This window comes from Janthinobacterium sp. SUN120 (assembly GCF_030397735.1).
In the GTDB taxonomy this organism is placed as follows: Bacteria; Pseudomonadota; Gammaproteobacteria; order Burkholderiales; family Burkholderiaceae_D; genus Janthinobacterium; species Janthinobacterium kumbetense.
Window position 1 is genome coordinate 1,203,898 of record NZ_JAPUBW010000002.1, and the last position, 24,715, is coordinate 1,228,612.

The 24,715-nt window shown below is 63.6% G+C and carries 24 protein-coding genes and 2 tRNA genes; 15 read left to right on the forward strand and 11 right to left on the reverse strand.

Going from position 1 to position 24,715, the window contains the following annotated elements:
* Nucleotides 1-28 precede the first annotated feature (28 nt).
* The 6 genes from O0879_RS15090 to O0879_RS15115 form a co-directional block, all read right to left on the reverse strand.
* The gene (locus O0879_RS15090; protein ID WP_102296696.1) at nucleotides 29-235 is read right to left on the reverse strand and encodes a hypothetical protein; all 207 of its coding nucleotides are present in this window, start codon (nucleotides 233-235) and stop codon (nucleotides 29-31) included.
* Nucleotides 236-315: 80 nt separating this feature from the next.
* The gene (xerD, locus tag O0879_RS15095) at nucleotides 316-1,233 is read right to left on the reverse strand and encodes a site-specific tyrosine recombinase XerD (protein WP_251351763.1); all 918 of its coding nucleotides are present in this window, start codon (nucleotides 1,231-1,233) and stop codon (nucleotides 316-318) included.
* Complete coding sequence (locus tag O0879_RS15100) at nucleotides 1,230-1,742, reverse strand: methylated-DNA--[protein]-cysteine S-methyltransferase (RefSeq protein WP_289917181.1); 513 nt, start codon at nucleotides 1,740-1,742, stop codon at nucleotides 1,230-1,232. The genes xerD and O0879_RS15100 overlap by 4 nt, the downstream gene beginning before the upstream one ends.
* A 425-nt stretch (nucleotides 1,743-2,167) precedes the next feature.
* Nucleotides 2,168-3,448, reverse strand: a complete 1,281-nt coding sequence (locus O0879_RS15105; protein WP_289917184.1) for a TRAP transporter large permease subunit — start codon at nucleotides 3,446-3,448, stop codon at nucleotides 2,168-2,170.
* A complete protein-coding gene (locus O0879_RS15110) occupies nucleotides 3,445-4,017 on the reverse strand; it encodes a TRAP transporter small permease (protein ID WP_289917186.1) in 573 nt (190 codons plus the stop codon). The genes O0879_RS15105 and O0879_RS15110 overlap by 4 nt, the downstream gene beginning before the upstream one ends.
* A 123-nt stretch (nucleotides 4,018-4,140) precedes the next feature.
* Nucleotides 4,141-5,133 carry a TRAP transporter substrate-binding protein gene (locus tag O0879_RS15115; RefSeq protein ID WP_251351784.1) on the reverse strand — a complete coding sequence of 331 codons (993 nt, stop codon included), beginning with the start codon at nucleotides 5,131-5,133 and terminating at the stop codon, nucleotides 4,141-4,143.
* Nucleotides 5,134-5,278: 145 nt separating this feature from the next.
* On the opposite strand from O0879_RS15115, the gene O0879_RS15120 reads away from it, so the two are divergent.
* Nucleotides 5,279-7,297 (forward strand): PAS domain S-box protein, encoded by a 2,019-nt coding sequence (locus O0879_RS15120; protein ID WP_289911413.1) that lies wholly within the window; start codon nucleotides 5,279-5,281, stop codon nucleotides 7,295-7,297.
* Nucleotides 7,298-7,329: 32 nt separating this feature from the next.
* Entirely contained in the window at nucleotides 7,330-7,914 is a 585-nt protein-coding gene (locus O0879_RS15125; protein ID WP_034780029.1) for a response regulator, read from the forward strand.
* Between the two features lie 46 nt (nucleotides 7,915-7,960).
* On the opposite strand, the gene O0879_RS15130 is transcribed toward O0879_RS15125, so the two are convergent.
* The gene (locus tag O0879_RS15130; RefSeq protein WP_289917188.1) at nucleotides 7,961-8,788 is read right to left on the reverse strand and encodes a siderophore-interacting protein; all 828 of its coding nucleotides are present in this window, start codon (nucleotides 8,786-8,788) and stop codon (nucleotides 7,961-7,963) included.
* 22 nt (nucleotides 8,789-8,810) lie between these two features.
* Nucleotides 8,811-9,458, reverse strand: a complete 648-nt coding sequence (locus O0879_RS15135; protein ID WP_289911415.1) for a PadR family transcriptional regulator — start codon at nucleotides 9,456-9,458, stop codon at nucleotides 8,811-8,813.
* A gap of 146 nt (nucleotides 9,459-9,604) precedes the next feature.
* Here O0879_RS15135 and O0879_RS15140 point away from each other — a divergent pair, with 146 nt between their 5' ends.
* Entirely contained in the window at nucleotides 9,605-9,949 is a 345-nt protein-coding gene (locus O0879_RS15140; RefSeq protein WP_289911416.1) for a DUF3052 family protein, read from the forward strand.
* Between the two features lie 7 nt (nucleotides 9,950-9,956).
* On the opposite strand, the gene queG is transcribed toward O0879_RS15140, so the two are convergent.
* On the reverse strand, nucleotides 9,957-11,048 hold the full coding sequence (queG, locus tag O0879_RS15145) for a tRNA epoxyqueuosine(34) reductase QueG (protein WP_289917190.1): 1,092 nt from the start codon (nucleotides 11,046-11,048) through the stop codon (nucleotides 9,957-9,959).
* A 78-nt stretch (nucleotides 11,049-11,126) separates the two neighbouring features.
* Here queG and tsaE point away from each other — a divergent pair, with 78 nt between their 5' ends.
* Genes tsaE through O0879_RS15160 form a run of 3 tightly spaced genes read left to right on the forward strand, consistent with a single transcriptional unit; the run spans nucleotide 11,127 to nucleotide 13,830 of the window.
* Nucleotides 11,127-11,615, forward strand: coding sequence for a tRNA (adenosine(37)-N6)-threonylcarbamoyltransferase complex ATPase subunit type 1 TsaE (tsaE, locus tag O0879_RS15150; RefSeq protein WP_034780043.1), 489 nt, complete (start codon nucleotides 11,127-11,129; stop codon nucleotides 11,613-11,615).
* Nucleotides 11,579-12,979, forward strand: coding sequence for an N-acetylmuramoyl-L-alanine amidase (locus O0879_RS15155; protein ID WP_289917192.1), 1,401 nt, complete (start codon nucleotides 11,579-11,581; stop codon nucleotides 12,977-12,979). Before tsaE ends, O0879_RS15155 begins: the two co-directional genes overlap by 37 nt.
* A 14-nt stretch (nucleotides 12,980-12,993) precedes the next feature.
* Nucleotides 12,994-13,830 carry a D-hexose-6-phosphate mutarotase gene (locus O0879_RS15160; protein ID WP_289917193.1) on the forward strand — a complete coding sequence of 279 codons (837 nt, stop codon included), beginning with the start codon at nucleotides 12,994-12,996 and terminating at the stop codon, nucleotides 13,828-13,830.
* Nucleotides 13,831-13,928: 98 nt separating this feature from the next.
* Here the strand turns inward: O0879_RS15160 and O0879_RS15165 are convergent, their stop codons facing one another.
* Nucleotides 13,929-14,909 carry a carbonic anhydrase family protein gene (locus O0879_RS15165; RefSeq protein WP_289903613.1) on the reverse strand — a complete coding sequence of 327 codons (981 nt, stop codon included), beginning with the start codon at nucleotides 14,907-14,909 and terminating at the stop codon, nucleotides 13,929-13,931.
* Here O0879_RS15165 and O0879_RS15170 point away from each other — a divergent pair.
* Entirely contained in the window at nucleotides 14,827-15,018 is a 192-nt protein-coding gene (locus O0879_RS15170; protein ID WP_251351786.1) for a hypothetical protein, read from the forward strand. The two genes, O0879_RS15165 and O0879_RS15170, sit on opposite strands and share 83 nt — an antisense overlap.
* 99 nt (nucleotides 15,019-15,117) lie before the next feature.
* Here O0879_RS15170 and O0879_RS15175 read toward each other — a convergent pair whose 3' ends face one another.
* Entirely contained in the window at nucleotides 15,118-15,768 is a 651-nt protein-coding gene (locus O0879_RS15175) for a VTT domain-containing protein (protein ID WP_071075583.1), read from the reverse strand.
* A gap of 248 nt (nucleotides 15,769-16,016) precedes the next feature.
* Between O0879_RS15175 and O0879_RS15180 the strand changes: the two genes are divergently transcribed.
* From O0879_RS15180 to O0879_RS15215, 8 genes are all read left to right on the forward strand, one after another.
* Nucleotides 16,017-16,955, forward strand: a complete 939-nt coding sequence (locus tag O0879_RS15180; RefSeq protein ID WP_289917195.1) for a peptidylprolyl isomerase — start codon at nucleotides 16,017-16,019, stop codon at nucleotides 16,953-16,955.
* A 38-nt stretch (nucleotides 16,956-16,993) separates the two neighbouring features.
* Entirely contained in the window at nucleotides 16,994-18,901 is a 1,908-nt protein-coding gene (gene mutL / locus O0879_RS15185) for a DNA mismatch repair endonuclease MutL (protein WP_289917199.1), read from the forward strand.
* 126 nt (nucleotides 18,902-19,027) lie between these two features.
* Complete coding sequence (miaA, locus tag O0879_RS15190) at nucleotides 19,028-19,987, forward strand: tRNA (adenosine(37)-N6)-dimethylallyltransferase MiaA (protein ID WP_289917201.1); 960 nt, start codon at nucleotides 19,028-19,030, stop codon at nucleotides 19,985-19,987.
* A gap of 91 nt (nucleotides 19,988-20,078) precedes the next feature.
* A tRNA-Met gene (locus O0879_RS15195) sits at nucleotides 20,079-20,155 on the forward strand.
* 59 nt (nucleotides 20,156-20,214) lie between these two features.
* Nucleotides 20,215-20,291 (forward strand) — tRNA-Met (locus tag O0879_RS15200).
* A gap of 184 nt (nucleotides 20,292-20,475) precedes the next feature.
* A complete protein-coding gene (locus O0879_RS15205) occupies nucleotides 20,476-21,003 on the forward strand; it encodes a sigma-70 family RNA polymerase sigma factor (RefSeq protein ID WP_251351776.1) in 528 nt (175 codons plus the stop codon).
* Nucleotides 21,000-22,004, forward strand: coding sequence for a FecR domain-containing protein (locus O0879_RS15210; RefSeq protein WP_289917204.1), 1,005 nt, complete (start codon nucleotides 21,000-21,002; stop codon nucleotides 22,002-22,004). The genes O0879_RS15205 and O0879_RS15210 overlap by 4 nt, the downstream gene beginning before the upstream one ends.
* 78 nt (nucleotides 22,005-22,082) lie before the next feature.
* Nucleotides 22,083-24,563: a TonB-dependent receptor gene (locus O0879_RS15215; protein WP_289917206.1), complete on the forward strand. Its 2,481-nt coding sequence runs from the start codon at nucleotides 22,083-22,085 to the stop codon at nucleotides 24,561-24,563.
* Nucleotides 24,564-24,715 lie beyond the last annotated feature (152 nt).

The window sequence follows — 24,715 nt, forward strand, 5'->3', positions numbered from 1 at the left end:
TGCCGCACCGGTCGTCAGGAACGGGGAGTTACTGGGGCTGGGCGGGTGCGTCGCCTTCGGCGGCCGGATCTGCGTCGACGTCGGCGTCGTCCGCTTCCGGCTCATCGCCTTCGCTGCCATCGGCCGGTTTCGGATTGTTCTTCGCTTCCAGCTTGCGTCTGGCTTTTTCCTCGGCTTTCTTCTTCTTTTCCAGCTCTTTTTGCCGTTTTTCGTATTGGAAATTTGTCTTGGCCATTTACTACCTCTTTAGTTTTTTATTGTTACAGATAAGCACATAGGGCACATTATGACGCAGTTGGAGCAAATACAAAATTTTTAGCCGCGCGGATGATGCTGCGCATGCAGCAGTTTCAGCCGTTCGCGGGCCACATGCGTGTAAATCTGCGTGGTGGAAATATCGGAGTGCCCCAGTAACAATTGCACAACACGCAAGTCCGCGCCATGGTTGAGCAAATGCGTGGCGAACGCATGGCGCAAGGTGTGCGGCGACAGCGGTGCCGTGATGCCGGCGCTCAACGCATGTTTCTTGATGATGACCCAGAACATTTGCCGCGTCATGGCGCCGCCGCGCCGCGTGACGAACAGCGCATCGTCCATCTGCCCATCGAGGATGACGCCGCGCGCTTCCTTCAGGTAGCGCTCAATCCACAGCCGCGCCTGCTCGCCGAACGGCACCAGGCGCGTCTTGCTGCCCTTGCCCGTGATGCGCAGCACGCCATCGTTCAGGCTCAGTTCCACCGATTTCAAGTCCACCAGTTCCGACACGCGCAAGCCGCTCGCATACATGAGCTCCAGCATCGTGCGCTCGCGCAGGCCCAGCGGCGTGCTCACGTCGGGCGCCGCCAGCAAGGCTTCCACCTGCGCTTCGCTCAAGGTGTGCACGAAGCGCGCCGGCTGCTTGGCCGAGACCATCTTCAGGCACGGATCGGCCGCGATATGCTTGTGCCGCAAGGCCAGCTGGTAAAAGCGCTTGAGCACGGACAAGCGCCGGTTCGACGACGTCGCCTTGCTCTCGTCGTGGCGGGCCGCGAAATACGCGTCGATGTCGGCCGTGGATACCTCGTACAGGCCCTCGCGCCCGGGCCGGTTCACTTCCAGCCAGCGCGCGAACAGACGCATGTCGCGCCGGTAGGCGTCCAGCGAGTTCTTCGACAGGCCGTCTTCCAGCCACAGGCTGTCGCAGAATTCATCGATCAGGGTAGTGTTGTCGGGCGCCAGCAGGCTGTTCATCATCGTTTGGACCACCCCATGCCCTCGACGCCTTCATGCGCCAGCAGCCAGCGCTTGACGCCCAAGTGGAAGCCTGTCGCATCGTCGTGGTGGGCAAAGCCGCCCAGGCCGCCCGCGGCCGTGACCCGGTGGCAGGGGATCACCACGGGAAACCAGTTGGCGCCGCAGGCCTGGCCCACGGCGCGCGGGGCTGAGCCGATCAGGCGCGCCACGTCGCCATACGTGCGCACCTGGCCGCGCGGAATGCCGGCAATCGCCGCCCATACCCGTTGCTGGTAGGCGCTGCCCGCGTCTGCCAGCGGCAGGTCAAAGATATAATCGGGATCAAGGAAATAGCGCGCCAGTTGCTGGCACGCCCGCTCGGAGACGGTATCCTGCGCGTCTTTTTCCGCGAAGTGCGGCGGCAAATACACCAGTTCGCATACCCGGCCATCCTGCGCGCGCACGCCCATGGCGCCGAACGGCGCGGCCACGATGGCGCTGAACAGTTCACTGCCCTGTTGTTTTTTCATCTGCTGATCAAATTTCAAGTGTGGCATATATACAACCTGCCGGCGCATCTGGCTGCGCCCCGGTGATTATGCACCGACTTTGGGCGTGCCGGCGGACGTTTCCCCCGCACGAAAAAAAAGCGCACCAGTCGGTGCGCTTCAAATATTGCTTCACGTTCCCGGTCGTTTGGGTCCGCCGGTGCCGGCTTGTGGCCGCAGACAGCTATGACTCAACAACTTCTGTGAAACGTGTGTCTCCTCAATATATCCCCGGTATCAATACCGTTTTTATAGACCACTCCCCCACTAACCTTGTTACCAATTCTGTATTTCAGCCTTGCTACCAGGGCGCATATGCATATACGTGTTTCCCCTTAAGGCTGCCCATCATAGCGCATTTATTCGGCCGGATCGACTTTTTTTGCACCATGACGGGGACAACTGTTTTAGTTGTAAATTAAATTTGGCAACCACAGCGAGATTTGTGGTACGTAGGTAATCAGCACGAGGAAGCCCAGCATCGTCAGCAGCCACGGCATCACGGCCACGGTCAGCTCCGAGATGCCCATCTTCGTGATGCCGGACGCCACGTACAGGTTCAGGCCCACGGGCGGATGGCACATGCCCACTTCCATGTTGACCACGATCAAGATGCCGAAGTGCACAGGGTCGATGCCCAGCTTCATGGCGACGGGGAACAGAATCGGCGCCATGATCAGCACGATGGACGACGGTTCCATGACGTTACCCGCCAACAACAGCAGCACGTTGACCACCAACAAGAAGCTGATCACGCCCAGGCCCTTGCCCGTAATCCATTCAGCCATCGCTTGCGGGATGTTTTCGCTGGTCATCAGGAACGAGAACAGCACGGCATTCGTGATGATGTACAACAGCATCGCCGACATGGCGGCCGAATCGAGCAAGACCTTGCCCACTTGCTTGATCTTCAAGTCCTTGTAGACGAAGACGGCGATGATGAAGGCGTACACGGCAGCCATGGCGGCCGCTTCCGTCGGCGTGAAGGCGCCCGAATAGATACCGCCCATAACGATAACGATCAGCAGCAAGCCCCAGGCGCTCTTCTTGAACGTCACGAAGCGCTCGCCCCAGCTGGCCTTCTGCATGCGCGGATAATTGTGCTTGCGCGCCAAAAACCACGTGGTCAGGCCCAGCAGCATGGCCAGCATCATGCCGGGAATCACACCCGCCATGAACAGTTTGCCAACGGACGTGTTGGTGCTGACGGAATACATCACCATCACGATCGATGGCGGTATCAAAATGCCCAGGGCGCCCGAGGTGGTGATGACGCCGGCGCCGAAACCGCGCGGATAGCCCTGCTTGACCATGGCCGGCAGGATGATGGAGCCGATCGCCACCACCGTGGCGGGGCTGGAACCGGAGACGGCGGCAAACAGCGCGCACGCCATCACGCCGGCCAGCGCCAGGCCGCCATGCCAGTGTCCCACCATGGAGCTGGCGAAGTTGATCATGCGCCGCGCCACCCCGCCATGCGTGAGGAAGTTACCCGCCAAAATGAAGAACGGGATGGCCATGATTTCGAATTTTTCGATGCCCGTGAAAATCTTCAGGGCCACCGATTCGATGGGCACGCTGGTCATGGTGAACAGGAAGGTGAGTACCGTCAGGCCCAGCGAAATGGAAATCGGCATGCCGGTCAGCATCAGCACCAGCAGCAATACAAAGATGATCAGCGCGTTCATGCCTTGGCTCCTTTTTCTTCCGCCGTCAATTCGTCTTCCAGCCCCTCGACATGCGAGTGGTCGTGTTTCGGCAAGGCACCCGTCTTGATGAAATGCACCATCACCTGCAGGAAACGGAAGCACATCAGGTAGGAACCGAGCGGGACGGCCAGGTAGACCAGCCACATGGGCACTTCCATGTCGGCCGACGTCTGGTCCGTGTGGCCTATCGACCACACGAAGCTGGCGCCCAGCGTGCCCACGACGCCGGTAAACAGAGCGCCAGCACCCAGGCCGAAGACGATGAAACGGTCGCGCCAGCGGGGATTCATACGATTGATCAAGACGTCGACGCCCACGTGGATGCCCGTGCGCACGCCGTACGCGGCGCCGAACTTGGCCATCCAGACGAACATGTAGATGCACAGTTCCTGGGCCCAGCTGGTATTGATTTGAATCAGGAAGTCTTGCAGGCCGGGGATAGGCAAGCCCGCCAGGTAGCGGTGCACGACCGCGACGAAGATGATGAAGGTGGCGGCGCCCATCAGGGACGCGATCAGCCACTCTTCCAGGTGATCCAGAAATTTCATGGTGGACTTTCAAAGAATGCGGGTACACGCACTCCCGCGCAGGACGCGCAGGAGTCGTTCAAACGGACTGGCAGGGTGCCCTGCCTGCCGCGCCAGGCGGCGCGGCGCGCTACAGCCTGCGGCTTATTTCGCGCTTTCCTTGTTGATGGCCGAGATCAGATCTTTGCCGATGCGCGCTTCCATGGCCTTCTGCACGGGCGCCAGCGCCTTGCGCCACTCGGCCTGCTCCTGCACCGTCAGGGTATAGATCTGCGTCCTGCCCGCCTTCTTGATGGCGTCGAGGGCCTGGTCATTGTCGCGCTGGGCGATGGCTTTTTCAAACGTGGTCGCCTCGCGCATGGCTTTTTCCAGCTGGCCGCGGATTTCGGGCGGCAAGCCATCCCAGAATTTCTTGTTGACAATGACGGCATAGCCCAGGTAACCGTGGTTCGACACGGTCACGTGCTTTTGCACTTCATGCATCTTTTGCGTGTACATATTCGATGGCGGATTTTCCGTACCGTCGACCACGCCCGTCTGCAGCGCCTGATACACTTCCGAGAAGGCCAGCACCTGCGGGTTGGCGCCCAGCGCGCGCATCTGTGCGTCGAGCACCTTCGACGACTGGATGCGCATTTTCAGGCCCTTGAAGTCGGCCGGCGTATGCAGCGGCTTGTTGGCCGACATCACCTTGAAGCCGTTATCCCAGTAGGCCAGGCCCGTGATACCCTTGGGTTCCAGTTTCTTCAGCAGGCTCTTGCCGATTTCGCCTTCGGTGACGTTGTACAGCGCCGTCTTGGTGGGGAAGATGTAGGGCAGGTCGAACGCTTCGAATTCCTTTACGCCCAGGGGGCCGAACTTGGCCAGCGACGGCGCCAGCATCTGCACGGCGCCCAGCTGCAGGGCTTCGAGTTCTTCCTTGTCCTTGTACAGCTGGCTGTTCGGGTAGAGTTCGACCTTGACCTTGCCATTCGTGGCTTTTTCGGCCAGCTGCTTGAAGCGCTCGGCGGCCTGGCCTTTCGGCGTATCGGTGGCCACGACGTGGCTGAATTTGATGACGATCGGCGCTTGCGCGTAGGCGTGGACGCCGGCGGTGGCGCCGATCGCGGCGCACAGCGCGACGAACAGGGTTTTCATTGGCGGCAGTTGCATTTTTGTCTCCTGAGTGGTTTTTTAAAAAACTTTATTTTTTGTCTACTTGGATATTCTGCTAAAGAAACTACTCCGGCTATTGTGGTTAACCACAATAGCCGGCTCCCGATAAGCCGCTACCCTGCCAGCCATGCCGACTTCCCCCACCTTTGCGCGCCGCTTCAAGCTATCGAGCCCGATGCGCTGGCTGCTGCCCGTCATCCTGCTGCTGCTGTTCCTGTCCATCCTGTTCTGGCTGCCCTGGCAGGCGCGCCAGATGGAAAGCAACGAGCGCCAGGAGCAACTGATCGCCGACACCCTGTGGGTGGAGCAAACCATCCGCTTCCAGCTGGCGCGCAACGAGGAAAGCCTGTTCAACCTGGGCGTGGACATCGCCAGCGCCTCTCTGGGCGCGGAAAAAGTGCACGAACGGCTGCAGCAGATGCTGCGCAATGGCCGCGAACTGCAGCGCGTGCTGTGGCTCGACACCAGCGGCAAGGTGCTGGCCACCAGCGACAACAGCCTGCCGCATGCGCTGTCGTTTTCGGCGGCCTCGCTGACGGCGGCCGACAATGCACGCCGCCTGCACCGGGGCCAATATGCCCAGCCTTCGCAGCAAAGCGGCTTTCCCGATGCGCCGCCGGGTGCCATGCTGATGGATTACCACCAGCCCCTGTTCGATGGCCAGCGCTATGTGGGCAGCCTGGTGGCCACCTACCAGATCAGCAGCCTGCTCGATGAAATGGTGCCGTGGTGGTTTGCGCAGGATAACCAGATCTCCTTGATCGACCGCGACGACAAGGTGCTGGCGCGGCGCGCCGCGGCCGGCCCCGGCCACGGCGTGTACACGCACAAGCGCGCGCTCGACGTGCCCGGCGCCACCATCACCCTGTTTACCGACAGCGTGAAAAGCCAGCCCAAGCTGCTGCCCAATCTGCTGGTCGGCTCCGTCATCGCCCTGTCGCTGGGACTGCTGTGGAGCTTGCTGGCCCTGTGGCGGCATATTTCGCGCCGCCTGGTGGCCGAAGGCGCGCTGCGCCAGCAGATGCTGTTTCGCACGGCGATGGAAAACTCGCTGGTGACGGGCATGCGCGCGCGCGACCTGGAAGGGAGAGTCACATACGTCAATCCCGCGTTCTGCCAGATCGTCGGCTATCCGCCCGAGGAAATCCTGGGGCGCCTGCCGCCCATGCCCTACTGGGTGCCCGAGGCGCTGGAAGAATACCAGCAGCGCTTCGTCAAGGCGCTGGCCGGCAATCCCACGCCGCAGTTCGAAACCTATTTCCAGCGCCCGGACGGCACGCGCGTGCCCGTGCTGATCTTCGAGGCCCCGCTGGTGGACAAGAACGGCCAGCAGACGGGCTGGATGGGTTCCGTGCTCGACATCTCGGACCGCAAGCGGGTCGAGGAATTGAATCGCCAGCAGCAGGAAAAACTGCAAACGAGTTCGCGCCTGGCCACCATGGGCGAGCTGGCGTCGATGCTGGCGCATGAATTAAATCAGCCGCTGGCGGCCATTTCCAGCTACACGACGGGCGCGCTGAACCTGATTCGCCGCGCCATCGAGCATGACGCCCCCGTCGATCCGGGCACATTAAAACCGGCGCTGGAACAGGCCAGCGCGCAGGCGCAGCGGGCCGGCCAGATCATCCGCAGCGTGCACGATTTCGTGCGCAAGAGCGAGCCGCAACGCCAGGATATCGCCATCCGCACCCTGATCGACGGCATCCGCGCGCTGATCGACCTGCAGGCGCGCAAATACTATGTCACCATCCAGGAAGAGCTGCCGCCGGACCTGCCGCTGCTGCGTGCCGATCCCGTGATGATCGAGCAAGTGCTGCTGAACCTGACCCGCAACGCCATCGAAGCGATGCAGGATGCGGCGCCGGGACGGCGTATCATGCGCCTGCGGGCCAGCCACGACGCGCAGCAAGGCATGGTGACGGTGGACGTGATCGACCATGGCCACGGCATCCCGCAGGACGTGGCCGAGCGGCTGTTTTCGCCGTTTTTCTCGACCAAGTCCGAAGGCATGGGCATGGGCCTGAACATCTGCCGCACCGCCATCGAATTTCACGGCGGCGCGCTGACCTTCGGCGCCAACCCCGCTGGCGGTACGATCTTTACATTCAGCGTGCCGGCCGCGCCGCGCGCGCCGCACTCGCCTTAACGAATAACGCATAACGACAATCCGGAGACACCATGCTGCACATCATTGACGACGAAGAGGTCGTACGCGACTCCCTGTCCTGGCTGGCCGCCTCGCGCAGCATCGAGGCGCGCAACTACGCCAGCGCCCAGCAATTCCTCGATAGCCTGGACGGCAGCTTCGACGCCGCCGGCGACTGCGTGCTGCTTGACGTGCGCATGCCCGACATGAACGGCATCGCCCTGTTCGACCAGCTGGTCAAGCGCGACCTGACAGCGCGCCTGCCCGTGATTTTCCTCACCGGCCACGGCGACGTGCCGATGGCCGTCGACAGCCTGAAACGGGGCGCCTTCGATTTCTTTGAAAAGCCGTTCAACGACAACGACCTGATGGACCGCGTGCAGCAGGGACTGGCCAACTCGCGCCAGGCAGGCGAACTGGCTGCCGTGCACGCGCGCCTGGCCACCCTGTCGACGCGCGAGCGCGAAGTGCTGGACCTGATTCTGGCGGGGAAGATGAACAAGGTGGTGGCCGACAAGCTGGGCATCAGCATGCGCACCGTGGAAGTCCACCGCGCGCATATCTTCGACAAGATGCAGGTCAAGACGGCGGTGGAGCTTGCGGGGTTGTTGAAGTAGACTGAAATCCGGCGTCAGACCCCGGATCGAGGTTTCAAGTATCTAATCAGTCGTCGTGATGCTCATGGTGCTCTTCCACGCCATGCTTCCAGTAGCTGGCCACGTGCAGATGCTGCTTCGGCACCCCGGCGTCGATGAAATGCCCGCGCAAGCCCTGCACCTGCGCATGCTCGCACGCCACCCACACGTAGCCATCGCCATCCTGCGGCAAGGCGACCTGCGCCAATTCCTCCAGCAGCAGCGGTCCCTTGCGGCCATGGCGCGCCACCCAGCGCACGTCCAGCTGCGCCGCGCACTCCAACGCGATCTGTTCGCCGTTTTCGACGATCTCGATCACGGCCGTCGCGCGCGCCGTGGCCGGCAGCTGCTCCAGGCGGCGGGCAATGGCCGGCAAGGCCGTCTGGTCGCCCACCAGCACATACCAGTCGAAATCAAGCGGCACCAGCATCGAGCCGCGCGGTCCGCCCACGCCCAGGGTCTGGCCGGGTGCAGCTTGCGCCGCCCAGCTGGCTGCGGGGCCGTCGCCATGCAGCACGAAGTCGATTTCCAGCTCGCGCCGCGCCGCGTCGTAGCGGCGCGGCGTGTAGTTGCGGGCGATGGGACGCGCGCCTTCCCCATACTGGATGGGATTCGCGCCATTGCCCAGCATGGGAAACACGGGAGTGGTCTCGCCGGAGGCGGGGAAGAACAGTTTCACGTGGTCGTCGTGCGCCGGCGAGACAAATCCCTCCAGGTCGTCGCCCGCCAGGGTGATGCGGCGCATGTGGGGCGTCAGCTGCTCGGTGCGCACGACGGTGAGCACGCGCAGTTTCAAGTCATGCCGCACGCGCTCGATGGCATGCGGACGTGGTGCGGCAGTTGAGTCAGTAGTCATTGCTTATCCTTGTAAAGTAGGCTCAGTGGCCGTCGACGATGGCGTTGGCCGCCTGTTCCAGCACGGCCGAGACGCGCTCGGCTTCCGCGTCGCTCCAGCTGGTCTTGTTCAGCAAGAGCGCATGCTTGAGGGTGTGCATGGCCTGGCGCACGCGCTCGGGCAAGGCGTTGCGCGCCTGGACGCGGGCAAACATGTCGAGGCGCGCCAGGATGCCGTCCACCTGGGCGCGGTTCTCGTCGAGGTAGGCGCGGCCCAGGTCCGTGATCGTGTAGAGCTTTTTGCCGCTGGCGCTTTCGGAGGACGTCACGTGGTCCTGCTCTTCCAGCAGGGTCAGGGTCGGATACACGGCGCCCGGGCTGGGGGCATAGGCGCCGCCGCAACGTTCTTCGATGGCCTTGATGATTTCATAGCCGTGGCGGGGGCTGATCTCGATCAGCGCCAGCACGATCAGCGGCAGATCGCCGCGGCCGAAGACGCGCTCGGCCCGTTCGCCGCGCCCGCCCCTGCCACCGGGGCCGCCAGGGCCCATGCCGTCGCCGCGCTCGTCGAAGCCGCGCGGACCGCGGCCATGCATGGCGTATTCGCCGCGGTGGTCGTGACAGTGCTCGCCGTGATGGTGGTGATGATGTTGGCCGCAATGGCCGTGTTCTGCGTGGTGTGAGTTTCTCATGTTTTCTCTTTAAAGATATATCGTTAGTAGGTATCGACATTTTATAACGATATATCGATAAGTCAAGGAGAAATTTGTTATGCTCGTCTTTCTCCAATCGACATGTCCCTGCCATGCCTAACAAAACCACCGCTGACAAAATGTATGTGAAAAATGCCAAAGCCCTGGCCGTGCTCAATGACGGCGGCGAACACGATGCCCTGCTGGCGCAACTGCCGGCCGAGCGGCGGGTGAATGAAGGAGAAAACGCCGACTGGATCGTGCTGTTCGCGCGCAGCCGCGCGGAACTGGAGCAATTCCTGCCGGTGGCGCAGGCGCGCCTGGCGCCCGGCGGCGCGGTCTGGGTGGCGTACCGCAAGGGTGGCGTGAAGGCGGGCAGCGACATCCACCGCGACGATATCCGCAATTTTGCGCAAACCATAGGACTCGACAGCGTGGCAATGATCGCCATCGACGCAAACTGGTCGGCGCTGCGCCTGAAGCAGGCTTGAGAGGGAGTTAAACGACGCCGTGCAAGGCCAGCGCCCACTCGACGTGCTCGCGCACGATGGCCGACGGGTGCTCGCGGCGCGACAGCAGGGCCGCGACGATGTCGGCCTGGCCCCGGGCCTTGGCAGCCGCGTTGCCCATGCCGACGGCCAGGTTGCGCAGCCAGCGTTCATGGCCGATGCGGCGAATCGCGCTGCCTTCCATGCGGCGGTTGAATTCTTCTTCCGTCCAGGCGAACAGCTCCACCATGCCGGCGCTGCCCAGGCTGTGGCGCTCGTCGAAATCGGGCACCACGGCGCGCTGAGCGAACTTGTTCCACGGGCAGACGGTCTGGCAATCGTCGCAGCCGTACACCTTGTTGCCGATCAAAGGCCGTATCTCGACGGGAATGGCGCCCTTCAATTCGATGGTCAGGTAGGAGATGCAGCGGCGCGCATCGAGCTTGTGCGGCCCCAGGATGGCTTGCGTCGGGCACACCGTGATGCATGCCGAGCACTGGCCGCAGCGCGGCGTTTCCGGCGGATCCACCGGCAGCGGCACGTCGATGAGGATCTCGCCAAGGAAAAAGAAGGAGCCGCCCTGGCGGTTGATCAGCAAGGTGTGCTTGCCGCGCCAACCCAAGCCGCCCTTTTGCGCCAGCTCGACTTCCATCACGGGCGCCGAATCGCTGAAGACGCGGTAGCCGAAGTCGCCGATTTCGCCCTTGATGCGCTCGGCCAGCTGCTGCAGGCGCGAACGCATCACCTTGTGGTAGTCGCGGCCCCGCGCATACACGGAGATCACGGCCGCCGCGGGATCGGCGTCGCGCGCCGCCTCGCGTTCGCGCCAGTCGGGCCCCAGCGCCGGCGGCAGGTAATTCATGCGCGCGCTGATGGCGCGCACCGTGCCCGGCACCAGTTCGGCCGGGCGGGCGCGCTTCATGCCGTGGCTGGCCATGTAATCCATTTCGCCGTGATACCCTGCATCGAGCCAGGCTTGCAAGGGCGCTTCCATGTGCGACAGGTCCACGTCGGCGATGCGCACCTCGGCAAAACCCAGCTCGCGCCCCCATTCTTTGATGGTGCGCGCCAAGGCGGCGAGATCGGTGACGGTGGCGGACATAGGGGACTTTACGGAAAACGGCAGGCGCGCGGGCGGTTACAATGACAGCAGCCTCCATTTTATGCGATACAGAAGATAATGACCGAACACTTCAAAGCCCACCTCCACGACGAAGCCGGCACCGCCGCGCTGGGCGCCGCGCTGGCGCGCGCGCTGGCGCCTGGCCTGGCGATCTACCTGCACGGCGACCTGGGTGCCGGCAAGACTGCCCTGACCCGTGCCCTGCTGCACGCGGCCGGCCATGCTGGACACGTGAAAAGCCCCACCTACACCTTGTCCGAACCGTACACGGTGCAGCTCGATGGCCAGAGCGTCAACGTCATCCACTTCGACCTGTACCGCATGGGCAGCGCCGAGGAGTTCCTCGACGCCGGTTTTCGCGAAGACTTCGACGGCCGCAATATCTGCATCGTCGAATGGCCGGAGAAAGCCGAACCGGTGCTGCCGCCGGCGGACCTGAATATTTATTTGAACGTTGCGGGTACAGGACGTGATGTAGAATTGCAAGCGTCTTCTGAATTGGGTCTGTCATGCCTTCACCGTCTCAAATTCGCCCCGAACCTTTGATTTCCTCGCCCATCACCCGGCGCACGGTGCTCAAGGCCGGCGGCACCCTGCTGTTGTCCGTGTTCGCGCCCATGTCGGCGATGGCGGCGCAAATTCTCGCCGTGCGCGTCTGGCCGGCAGAGGACTATACCCGCGTCACCCTGGAAAACGACAGCATCCTCAAGGCGACCCACTTCATCGTCAAGGACCCGGAACGGCTGGTGGTCGACATCGAAGGGCTGGAACTCAATCCCACCCTGAAGGGCCTGGTGGCGAAGATCCAGTCGAACGACCCGTATATCAAGCAGGTGCGCGTGGGCCAGAACCGGCCCAACGTCGTGCGCCTGGTGTTCGACCTGAAAGAGGAAGTCACGCCGCAGCTGTTTACCCTGCCGCCGGCCGGCTCCTATAACCACCGTTTGATCTTCGACCTGTATCCCGTGCGCGAGCCGGACCTGATCGCGCAGATGATCGAAAAGGGCGACTGGTCGAGCGACCCGGCCAAGCCGCCCATGGCCGACACGCATACGCCGCCGCCCGCGCTGCCCCTGCCCGAGAGCGGCAAGCCGCCCGTGGCCGCCGTGGTGCCGCAGGTAGCGCCCATCGTGCCGCCCGTGCCCGACGTCCGTCCGGAACAGCGCCCCGAAGCGCGTCCGCTGCCAGGGCAGAAAGTGGTGCGCATGATTACCATCGCCCTCGATCCCGGCCACGGCGGCGAAGACCCGGGCGCCATGGGCAGCCGGGGCAGCCGCGAAAAAGACGTGGTGCTGGCCATCGCCAAGCGCCTCAAGACCAAGCTGGAACTGCAGCCCAACATGCGCGTCATGCTCACGCGCGACGCCGACTTCTTTGTCCCGCTGGGCATGCGCGTGGAAAAGGCGCGCAAGGTGCAGGCCGACCTGTTCGTCTCCATCCACGCCGACGCCTTCATCCAGCCGACGGCGCGTGGCTCGTCCGTGTTCGTGCTGTCCGAAAAGGGCGCCACCTCGACGGCCGCGCGCTGGCTGGCCAACAAGGAAAACCAGGCCGACCTGATCGGCGGCGTCAACGTGAAGAACCACGACAAGCAGCTGGCCAGCGTGCTGCTCGACCTGTCGACGACGGCGCAGATCAATGACAGCATGAAGCTGGGCAAAGCCGTGCTGCGCGAAATCGGCGGAATCAACCGCCTGCACAAGGGTTCCGTCGAGCAGGCCGGCTTCGCCGTGCTGAAGGCGCCCGACATTCCCTCCATTCTGATCGAGACGGCGTTCATCTCGAACCCGGAAGAAGAAGCCAAGCTGACCGACAACGGCTACCAGGACCAGATGGCCGACGCCATCGTCACGGGCATCAAGAATTACTTTGCCAAGAATCCGCCGCTGGCGAAAAGCCGCCTGACCTGACATGAAAGCCTAGCATGAGCAACAGCACTTTTGGCCAGCTGCCGGCCGTGACCATCCGCGCCGCCGACGGCGCGCAGGCGACCGTCACCCTGTATGGCGGCCACCTGGTCTCGTGGCGGACCAGCGATGGCCAGGAGCGCCTGTTCTGCAGCCGTGCATCGAGCCTCGATGGCAGCCGCGCCATCCGTGGCGGCGTGCCCGTGATCTTCCCCCAGTTCGGCGCGCGCGGCACGAGCATGCGCCACGGCTTTGCGCGCGTGGCGACGTGGCAGCTGGAATCGACGGGCGACGCCGATGGCGCAGCCTGGGCGCAATTTGTCCTGACCCAGGCTGACTTGCCGGAAGCGATCGCCGCCGCCTGGCCTTATGCCTTCACCCTGCGCCTGCGCGTGGCCGTCAAGGCGCAATCGCTGGAACTGCACCTGTCCGTGCACAACACGGGCGAACAGGCGTTTCCGTTCTCGGCCGCCCTGCACAGCTATTTTGCGATTGATCAATTGAGCGAGGCGCGCATTGGCGGCTTGCAGCGCGTGCGCTATTCGGACGAGACGCCGCAAGACGCCTTGCAGGCGGAAGAGGTGCTGCAATTCGCGGACAAGCTGGACCGCATCTACTACCAGTTGCCGGGCGCCTTGAGCCTGCAATCCGGCAGCCATACCCTGCGCCTGGAACAGCAGGGCTTTACGGATGCCGTCGTGTGGAACCCGGGCGCGCAAGACGCGGCCGCCCTGTCCGACCTGGACGACGACGAGTACCAGCGCTTCCTCTGCATCGAGCCGGCGCTGATCCAGCCCGATACGCTGGCTGCCGGCGCCGAATGGACCGGCCGCCAGCGCCTTGAATTTACATAAGAGTGACTGAAAAAGTCCAGGGCTAGGCGCCTCGCCGAAGGCAGTACGCATGTACGACGAGGCGGGGTAACAACGCCATGGGCATTTCTCAGGCGCTCTTAATTCGACTCCTTGATGATGCGGCCGTTGGCAGGCTGAATCGGGCGCGCATTCAAGGGATACAAACGGCTGAACAGCGCCATCTGCGCCGGCGAAGCCTGCACCGGCTGCTTCATCACCATCCACAACACGCCTTCGCTGCAAGGCGGCTCCGTCATCGATCCCATGTAGGTGTAGTAATCGCGCCGCGTCGGCAGCATCTCGGCCGGGTCGAGCAGGATGGTCGGCTGCATGGTCTCGAATTTTTCCAGCGGCAGATTGTTCCACACGGTCTGGATGGTCGCCTGCGGCGCACCTCGCTCCAGCAGCAACGCCAGCACGGCTTGCCGGCCTTCCGCATCGCGGTGCACCAGATGCACCACCATCTCGAAAGCCTTGCCATTGATGCGCTCTTCGGACGGCCGGTGGAAATGGAATTGCTGCAGCTCGAACATGCGGTTCTGCACCGTGATGTAATTGCCGCCGCTGACGCCCACCTGCACCGTGTGGCCATTGTCGACCACATTGAACGACGACGGGTGGTAGTCAAAGCTGATCTGCTCGAGTTCCACCTTCATGCCATCGCGGATGTCGATCGGCGACTGGCGGCTGCCATTGCCGCACTTGGCCCAGTCGACATTGATCTTGCTCCAGTTGGACGGGCCGCTGTCGCCCTCGTACGACCAGTGCGTGCCGCGCGGCACGGGTGGCGGTGGCGGCGGCGCGGCCTTCACCACGGCGGCGCGCTTGGCGCGGGCGGCGGCGCGGGCCGCCTGGGTGGCGCGCATTTCCGCCAGGCGCGCCGCGATGCGTTCGGACAGGTCGACTTCGGCCGCTTCTTCCTTCTCGCGCGCCGTCGGCGCGACGACGACAGGCGCCTTGGCCTCCTTGCCCTTCACCGATTCGGTCAGGGTTTTCATGGCGGCCGCACGCGCCGACGCCGACATGGGCGCGGATGCAGCGGCGCTCGCCGAAGCGGGGGCATCTTTGGCGCTTGCCATGGCCGCCATCGCGGCAAGGCTGCAAGCTAACAGGGCGCTCAAATGTCGCATGGAAATCCAGAAAGTGAGAATACCCTCTGGTTTACGGCTGGAAAGCAACAAAACTTGAATCAGGGCGGGAGCAAAACAGAAACAAGACAGCGAAAAACGGGATCCGGGGCCGGCTGCGGGCTGTGCCGCAGCGCGCTGGCCCCGGATCCATGCGGCCTTACGCCGACTTGCCGACCATGCGCTTGTAGAGTTTCCACATGCCGCCCAGTACCACCGGCACGACGGCGGCGCCGACTCCGATCAGCACGATCAAGGTCAGGTGGTCTCGGATCCATGGGATATTGCCGAAGAAGTAACCGGCCGTCACCAGACCGACCACCCACAACAGGGCGCCCGTCACGTTGTACATCTGGAAGCGCGCATGCGTCATGTCGGAAATGCCAGCCACGAACGGCGCGAAGGTGCGCACCACCGGTACGAAACGGGCCAGGATGATGGTCTTGCCGCCGTGCTTTTCAAAGAATTCATGCGTGCGGCGCATGGCATCCTTGTTGATCCAGCGGTAATCGTGGGTAAACACCCTTTGCCCGATGGCCTCGCCTATCCAGTAATTGAGCGTGTTGCCCGTGACGGCGGCCGTCACCAGCAAGGCTATCAGCAAGCCCAGGTGCATCTGTCCCGTCGCGCAAAACGCGCCGGCGATAAACAATAAGGTATCCCCAGGGAAGAAAAACAGCACCACGAGGCCTGTCTCGCAAAAAATAATGGCAAACAGCACCGCATACACGAGGGTACCGTACTGCTCGATCAAGAGACCCAGCGTCTTGTCGACATGCACGATCATGTCGAGGAATTGCACAAAATCCATATATTTTTCCCTAAAGGTAGCGGCGGAATCATACACCACCCGGCCAGCGCAACGGCAGTCCCCAGGCCGATATTTCGTGATTAATTCGGCAGCGCCCTTGGCGGCGTGGCATTTTAAGTAAAGGTTAAGGAAGCGCCTTATCGGCAGGCAACTGCCAGGATTGCCATATGCAATGTTTTTCCAACGAAATATTGGCATTCCGGTATACACTTTCTGCACGGCGCAACCCGCGTCGACCAGGAGAAAACATGTATCGACACCCACTGAGCGGCCTGACCATGGCCACCGTACTGGGCCTTGCACATCTGACTGCCCACGCGGCGCCCGTCCAGATCAAGGCGCCCGCCGAACTGCCCGCCAAGGCGACCTTGGCCGACGTGATCAAGGCTTCGAAGCCGTCCGACTGGCGTGCGCTGGACCCGGACAACACCCTGTACCTGGACATTCCCGCCGGCCGCGTGGTGATCGAACTGGCGCCGGACTTCGCGCCGAAACACGTAGCCAACATCAAGGCCCTGGTGGCCGAGCAGTATTACGACGGCCTGGCCATCACGCGGGCGCAGGACAACTGGGTGGCGCAGTGGGGCGATCCGAACGAGAAAAATCCAAAACCGATCCAGCATGCCCAGCGCACCCTGCCCGGCGAATTTACGGTACCTTTGACAAACGTCAAGAACTTCACGCGCCTGCCGGACGTCGATGGCTATGCGCCGCAAGTCGGCCATTCGAACGGTTTCCCGTCCGCGCGCGATCCGAAAACCGGCACGGCCTGGCTCACGCACTGCTATGCCACCGTGGGCGTGGGGCGCGACAGCGCCAGCGACAGCGGCGGCGGCACGGAGCTGTACGCCGTCATCGGCCAGTCGCCGCGCCACCTGGACCGCGACATCACCGTCGTCGGCAGAGTCGTCTCCGGCATGCCATTGCTGTCCACCCTGCCGCGCGGCACGGGTTCCATGGGCTTTTATGACAGCCCCGAGAAAAACGTGCCGATCAAGGCCATCCGCCTGGCTGCCAGCGTGCCTTTGGCGCAGCGCAGCAATCTGGAAGTGATGCGCACCGACAGCGCCGCCTACCAGGCCGTGCTGGAAGCCCAGCGCCACCGCGGCGGCCCGTGGAGCAAGGTCACGGCCGGCCATGTCGACGTGTGCAATGCGCCGATACCGGTGCGGGAGGTGGCGAAGTAGCCGGTGCCCGGCAATTCGCAACCCGTTATAATCAGGGGATGAACGCTCCCATCACGCCCCACCGCCCGATCCAGGCCCTGCCTGACCAGTTGATTTCGCAAATCGCCGCCGGCGAGGTGGTCGAACGGCCATCCGCCGTCGTCAAGGAGTTGCTGGAAAACGCGCTCGACTCGGGCGCCACGCAGATCACGGTGCGGCTGGAAGAAGGGGGCGTGAAACGCATCGCGATTACCGATAACGGGCGCGGCATTGATAAAGATCAGCTGCCGCTGGCCCTTGCGCGCCACGCCACGTCGAAGATCGCGTCCCTGCACGACCTGGAAAACGTGGGCACGCTGGGCTTTCGCGGCGAAGCGCTGGCCTCGATCGCGTCGGTCGCCGCCGTCACCGTGACGTCGCGCACGGCCGACGCGGCCCACGCCTGGGAAATCGTCGGCTCGCACAATGGCAGCGTTTCGCCGTCGTCAGGCGCGCACGGCACCACGGTTGACGTGCAAGACCTGTATTTCAACACGCCCGCGCGGCGCAAATTCCTCAAATCGGAACAGACGGAGTATGGCCACTGCGCCGAAGTCGTGCGCCGCATCGCCCTGGCGCGGCCGGACGTATCGTTCTCGCTGTCGCACAACGGCCGCACCATCGACCAGTGGAATATCAGCGAACTGGCCAAGCGCAGCGCCCACATCCTTGGCAATGACTTCGCCGAAGCCCGCCTGGCGCTGGACGAATCGGCCGGCACCTTGCGCATTCACGGCTTTGCCGGCTTGCCGACGGCGTCCAAGGCGCGCGCCGACGGCCAGTTCTTTTATGTCAACGGGCGCTTCGTGCGCGACAAGCTGCTGGTGCACGCCGTGCGCATGGCCTACCAGGACGTGCTGCACGGCGACCGTTTTCCCTCCTACGTGCTGGCGCTCGACCTCGATCCGGCGCTGGTCGACGTCAACGTGCACCCGTCGAAGATCGAAGTGCGCTTCCGCGACAGCCGCTCCGTGCACCAATTCGTTTTCCACGCCGTGCAGCGCGCGCTGGCGCAAACGTCGGCCACGGCCTTCGGCAGCGTGCCGGCGCCCCTGCCGGCCGCCTCCAGCCTCGGCGGTGATACCGCGGGCGCGGGTTTGGGTGGACCTGGCATCTGGCGCCGCGAACAGACGCAAACCTCGTTCGGCGCGCAATTTACGAATACCTTCGCGCCCACCTCGCCCGGCGCGGCCCGCCCCTTCTTTGCCGACGCACCAGGCGTGGCGCAAGACACAGCGTCGTATGGCGCCCTGTTCGGCGGCGGCGCTGCCAGTTCTCCCATCACGCAGGCGGAGCCCTACATCGCCTCGCCTGAAGCGATGGCGCGCGAAGAATATCCGCTGGGCTTTGCCCTGGCCCAGCTGCACGGCATTTATATATTGGCGCAAAATACCAAGGGCCTGGTGCTGGTCGACATGCACGCGGCGCATGAGCGCATCCTGTACGAACAGCTGAAAAACGCGCTGCAGGCGCAGGTGTCCGGCCAGGACATGCAGGTGCAATCCTTGCTGATCCCCGTGACGTTTTATGCGGACGCCATCGAAGTGTCGACGGCGAATGAAAACCAGGACACCTTGAAGGCGCTGGGCTTCGACATCGCTGCCCTGTCGCCCACCACCCTGGCCGTGCGTTCCGTGCCGACCCTGCTGAAAAACGCAGACGCGCAAACGCTGGCGCGCGACGTACTGCGCGACGTGCGCGAATACGGCGGCTCGCGCGTGCTGATCGAGCGCCAGAACGAATTGCTGGGCACCCTGGCCTGCCACACGGCCGTGCGCGCCAACCGGATTTTATCGGTACAGGAAATGAATGCCCTGCTGCGCCAGATGGAAAGCACGGAACGCGCAGACCAGTGCAACCATGGCCGGCCGACGTGGGTGCAGGTCGAGATCAACGCGCTCGACAAACTGTTCCTGCGCGGCCAATAAAAGAGCCTGAAAAACGCCCATGGCGGCGTTGCACTGCCTCGCCGTACTGGTCGTACTGTCTTCGGCAATGCGCCTTGCCCTGAACGTTTTGCCAGTCTCTTTTGCACCACATCATACAAAACCAACATGCAAAACACCCCACACCTCCCCCTGGCCGTCGCCATCATGGGCCCCACGGCCAGCGGCAAGACGGCCAGTGCGCTGGCCATCGCGCAAGCCATCCCGTCCGAGATCATCTCCGTCGATTCCGCCCTCGTCTACCGGGGCATGGATATCGGCACGGCCAAGCCATCGAAGGAAGAACTGGCCCAGGTACCGCATCATTTGATCGACATCATCGACCCGCTCGACGCGTATTCGGTAGCGCAGTTCCGCAACGATACCCTGCGCCTGGTGGCCGAGATCACGGCGCGCGGCAAGCTGCCGCTGCTCGTCGGCGGCACCATGTTGTACTTCAAGGGCCTGGCCGATGGCCTCGACGACTTGCCCGGCGCCGATCCTGCCTTGCGCGCCCAGCTGGAAGAGGACGCGGCCGCCATCGGCTGGCCCGCCATGCATGCGCGCCTGGCGCAGCAAGACCCCGTCACGGCCGCGCGCCTGGCGCCGCAGGACGCGCAACGCATCGGACGCGCGCTGGAAATCATCGCCCTGTCCGGCCAGCCCATGTCGGCCCTGCTGGACCGGCGCGAAAAAACCGTGCTGCCATTTCAATTGCAATCGTTCGCGCTGGAACCGTCGGACCGCGCCGTGCTGCACGCGCGTATCGCCACGCGCTTCGACCTCATGCTGAAAAACGACGCCCTGCTCGATGAAGTGGAGCAGCTGCGCCGCCGCGGCGACCTGCATCCGGGCTTGCCCTCGATGCGCTGCGTGGGCTACCGCCAGGCCTGGGATTACCTGGACGGCCGTATCGACCGCGCCGCCTTGCGCGAAACGGGCATCATCGCCACGCGCCAGCTGGCCAAGCGTCAGCTGACCTGGCTACGCTCCATGCCGGAACGCATCGTCATCGATTGCCTGGGGCCCGATCCGGCCGCGGCCATGCTGGCGCAAATCCAGCCCTTGCTGACGGCGTTACAAAAATAATCACGCCAGCGCCGGCGCGTGAAAAAAACGCACATTTTTTTGCGCCGGCATTGACAAGAAAAAGGGAAGACTGGATAATGCTCGGCTGTTGGGTGATATAGCTCAGTTGGTTAGAGCACAGCATTCATAATGCTGGGGTCGGTGGTTCAAGTCCACCTATCACCACCAAAGAACATCGATCAGGTTTCGCCTGGTCAAAACGAGCATCCGGTCTGACCGGTCTGTTTGGTGATATAGCTCAGTTGGTTAGAGCACAGCATTCATAATGCTGGGGTCGGTGGTTCAAGTCCACCTATCACCACCAAGAATTTGCAGTATTGAAAATACCCGCCTCTGCCCCGTGCAGCGGCGGGTATTTTCATTTCCGGTGCCGCCTCGCGTGCGGCCTGTACGCAACACCAGCCCCATCCACATGCAATCGGGGATTGTGGCAATCCGCCGCTGGCGCTTACAATGAGAATAATTCTCATTTATATTATTCGTCGCCCATGTCCGCCATCCAGCCCAGCCTGCAACAGCAAGTGCAGTCGCTCTACAGCGAGCATCACGGCTGGCTGGTCGGCTGGCTGCGCAAAAAACTCAGCTGCCCGCATGGTGCGGCCGACGTGGCGCAAGATACATTTGTGCGCATCATCGCCTCGCGCGACGCGCTGTTCGGCATGCGCGAGCCGCGCGCCTACCTGTCGACGACGGCAAAGCGCTTGCTGCTCGACCGCGCACGCCGCCAGATACTCGAGCGCAGCTACCTGGCGGAACTGGCCCTGCTGGCCGACAGCCTGCCCGGCGCACCCTCGCCGGATGAAGTCCTGATGGCCGTGCAGGCGCTCGAGCAGATCGCCACGGCGCTGGCCGGCTTGTCCGCCAAGGCGCGCGACGCCTTTTTGCTGCACTACCTGGAAGAGCAGCCGCAGGCCGCTGTCGCCGCACAACTGAACGTCTCCACGCGCATGGTGCAAAAATACCTGGTGCAAGCCTTGTTGGCCTGCCGCCACGCCTGCCCGGCCCTGGCGGCATGAATAGCCCACGCACGGATATCGCCGCCGAACAGGCCGCAAGGTGGATCGTGCGCCTGAGCGCCGACGACCCGGCCGAACGCGACACCGCGCAGGCCGGCTTCGCCGCATGGAAGGCCGCCGACCCACTACACGCGACGGCGGCCGCCGGCATGGAAAACCTGCTGCGTCAATTGAACGCCGTGCGCGAGCCGGCCGGCGGCGACCATCGCCCCGCGCGCGCCGCCCTGGCCGCCATCGCACCCAAGCCCCGCCAGCGTCTGCGCCAGCTGGCCGCGGCCAGCGCCGTGGCCGTGTTGACGCTGACCGGGGCGCTGGCCTTCAGCGAACGCCCCGCCTACCTGCTGGCCGACCTGCGCAGCCCCACGGGACAATGGTCCACGTACACCCTGGCCGATGGCAGCCGGATCACCCTGGCCGGCAACAGCGCCGTCAACGTGCACTTCAATGCGGGCGAACGGCATGTGGAACTGGTGCAGGGCGACATTCTCGTCGACGTGGCCAAGGATGCGCAGCGCCCCTTCATCGTCGACAGCCGACAGGCGGCGATCCGCGCCCTGGGCACGCGTTTCAGCGTGCGCAGGGAAGACGGCGCCACCATCTTGAGCATGCTGGAGTCCAAAGTGCTGGCGCAAGTGCCGCAACATCCGGCCGTCGTGGTGCAGGCGGGCCAACGCACGCGCATCACGGACGATGGAGTGGGGCCGATCACGGCCATCGATACGGCCAGCGTGCAGGAAGCGTGGCGCGCGCACCAGTTGGTGGTCGACGACCTGCCGCTGGCCGAGGTGCTCGACGAGCTGGCGCGCCACCGTCCCGGCCAGCTGCATTACGACCGCGCGCAGATCGCCGACATCCGTGTGGCCGCCGTGCTGCCGCTGGACGACACGGACAAGGCGCTGCAGCTGTTGATCGACAATTTCCCGCAACTGCGCATCCGCATGCTGACGCGCTACCTGGTGATGGTCGATGTCCCCGCCAGCGGCCCCGCAAAAAATAAATAAGAAATTGTGCGTTCGCGGTTCCACTTTGCGCATCTCGTGCGTCAAGGCAGCTGAGATCATTCAAAAAAGGCTGTCCCCATGTACGCTCAAGTCGTTGCCGTTTCCTCCCCGAACACCCTGCGCACGCGTCTGCGCCCGCTCGCCCTGGCGGCCATGCTGCTGGCAAGCGCCGGCCTGCACGCCCAGGCAGTCGCCCAGACCGCCCCGGCTGTCGCCAGCTACGCCATCCCCGCCGGCCCGCTGGCCGGCGCCCTGAACCGCTATGCGCAGCAGGCGGGCGTGTCCATCGTCATCGATGCATCCCGGGTGCAGGGCTTGACCAGTGCAGGCTTGCAAGGCAGCTACGCCATCAATGACGGTTTCGCCGTGCTGCTGCGCGGCAGCGGCTACGCCATCGGCAAGACGCCGACCGGCTATGTGCTGGTGGCCGCGCCGGCGTCCCCGCCCACGGCGGCGATCAGCGCTGCTTCAGCGGCCGAACGCACCATGCCCTCGATTACCATCGTTGGCCAGGCCGAGCAAGGCGCCACCACGGAAGGCAGCGGCTCCTACACGGCGCGCAAGCTCACCATCGGCAAGGGCGAGCAATCGATGAAGGACATCCCCCAATCCGTGAGCGTGCTGACGCGCCAGCGCCTGGACGACCAGGGCATCACGGACTTGCGCGAAGCCGTCAACAACGTCACCGGCGTGGTAGGCGTGCATGGCGTGGGACCGGGCGTGGTGATCACGGCGCGCGGCTTCCAGATCGACCAATGGCAGTACGATGGCGTGCCCATCGACCGCAACACCTATGCGCTGGGCAACTGGGGCCAGGAAAACATGGTCATCTACGACCGCCTGGAAGTGCTGCGCGGCGCCTCGGGCATGCTGGTCGGCACGGGCAGTCCCGGCGGCTCCGTCAGCCTGGTGCGCAAGCGCCCGACCGCCGAGCGCAGTGTCAGCATGACGGCGCGCGCCGGCTCGTGGGACCATTACGGCGCCCAGCTCGACGTGAGCATGCCCCTGAATGCGGACGGCAGCCTGCGCGGACGCGCCATCGTCGATGAAGACGATACCCATTCCTTCGTCGACCAGGTGTGGAGCCAGAACCGCACCCTGTACGCGGCGCTCGACTACGACCTGGGACCGGCCACCACCCTGGGCCTGGCCATCAGCAACGTCAACGACCACGGCCGTCCCACCTTTATCGGCCTGCCCCGCTACGCGGACGGCAGCGCGCTGAACCTGCCCCGCTCCACCTTCACGGGCGCAGACTGGAACCGCAGCGAAGCCAAACAAACCAACGTGTATCTCGACCTGGAACACCATTTCAACAGCCAGTGGAGCCTGAAGGCATCCGCCGTGAACATGAAGGAAAACACCGGCTCCGTGCACCAGCGCGTGGCCTTGCCCATCAATCCCGACGGCAGCGGCGCGAGCTATGCCGACTTTGGCATGGATTTCGACAACCGCAAGCGCGGCATCGACACCTACGTGCGCGGCAAATTTGACGGCCTGGGCATCGCGCAGGAAGTCCTCGTGGGCGCCAGCTATGTCACGATGGCGTCGGACGACGTCTACGCCCGCGCCTGGGAATCCGGTGCGGACGTCTTCAACATCAGGCACAACCGTCCATGGCAAGATCTCGACAGCATCGCCGCGCGCCCGAAGGGCGTGCGTCCCGTCAGCACCTACGAAATACGCCAGAAAGGCCTGTATGGCAGCTGGAACGGACAGCTGACCAGCAAGCTGAAAGCCGTGCTGGGTGGACGCTTCAGCTGGTACGACTTCGTGTATGCGACACCCAAAGGTCCTGAAGAGCAGCTCAACACCACCGCCAAGTTCACGCCATCGGCGGCACTGATCTACGCGCTCGATCCGCAATGGTCGGCCTACGCCAGCTATGCCGACATCTTCACGCCGCAAAGTATCCGCGATGCGCAAGACAAGGTCCTCAAGCCCATCACGGGCACCAACTACGAGGCAGGCATCAAGGGTGGGCTGATGGATGGCAAGGTCAACACCTCGCTGGCCGTGTTCCGCTACGACCACAAGAACCGTGCCGTGTTCGACTATGACGCGGGCATGGTGTGCGATAACGAGTACTGCTCGCGCGCCTCGGGCAAGGTGCGCAGCCAGGGCCTGGAAGCGGAAGTGTCGGGCGAAGTGGCGCGCGGCTTGCAGCTGTCGGCCGGCTACGCCTATACGACGACGACCTATCTGAACGACCCGGACGAGCAGGGCAAGGTCTTTTCCACCTGGACGCCCAAGCACATGCTGCGCGTGTGGTCCAGCTACACGCTGCCCGGCGCCTGGGACAAATTCAGCGTGGGCGCCGGCGTCAACACGCAAAGCCATACGCTCGATACCAATAGCACCTTCAAGGTTGCCGGCGTATCGATCTGGAATGCACGCATGGCCTGGCAAGCCACGCCGCAAGTGGCCCTGTCGCTGAACGTCAACAATGTCTTCGACAAGAGCTACATCATCCCGGCCTACAATACCACCGGGTCGAATAACTACTATGGCGACCCGCGCAACGTGCAGTTCACCCTGAAGTACACGCCGAAGTGGTAAGGCGATTGAGAAGCTGAGCACCGGCACGATGGCCAAGGCGCGGGACTGGCATTCAGTTCGCGCCGCGGCCGGGATTTTCGGCTAAGATGATGGCGCGGCATTGCGCCGCACCGCATCGTGCATCGGCCTCTCATTCATCTACACCGTCAATG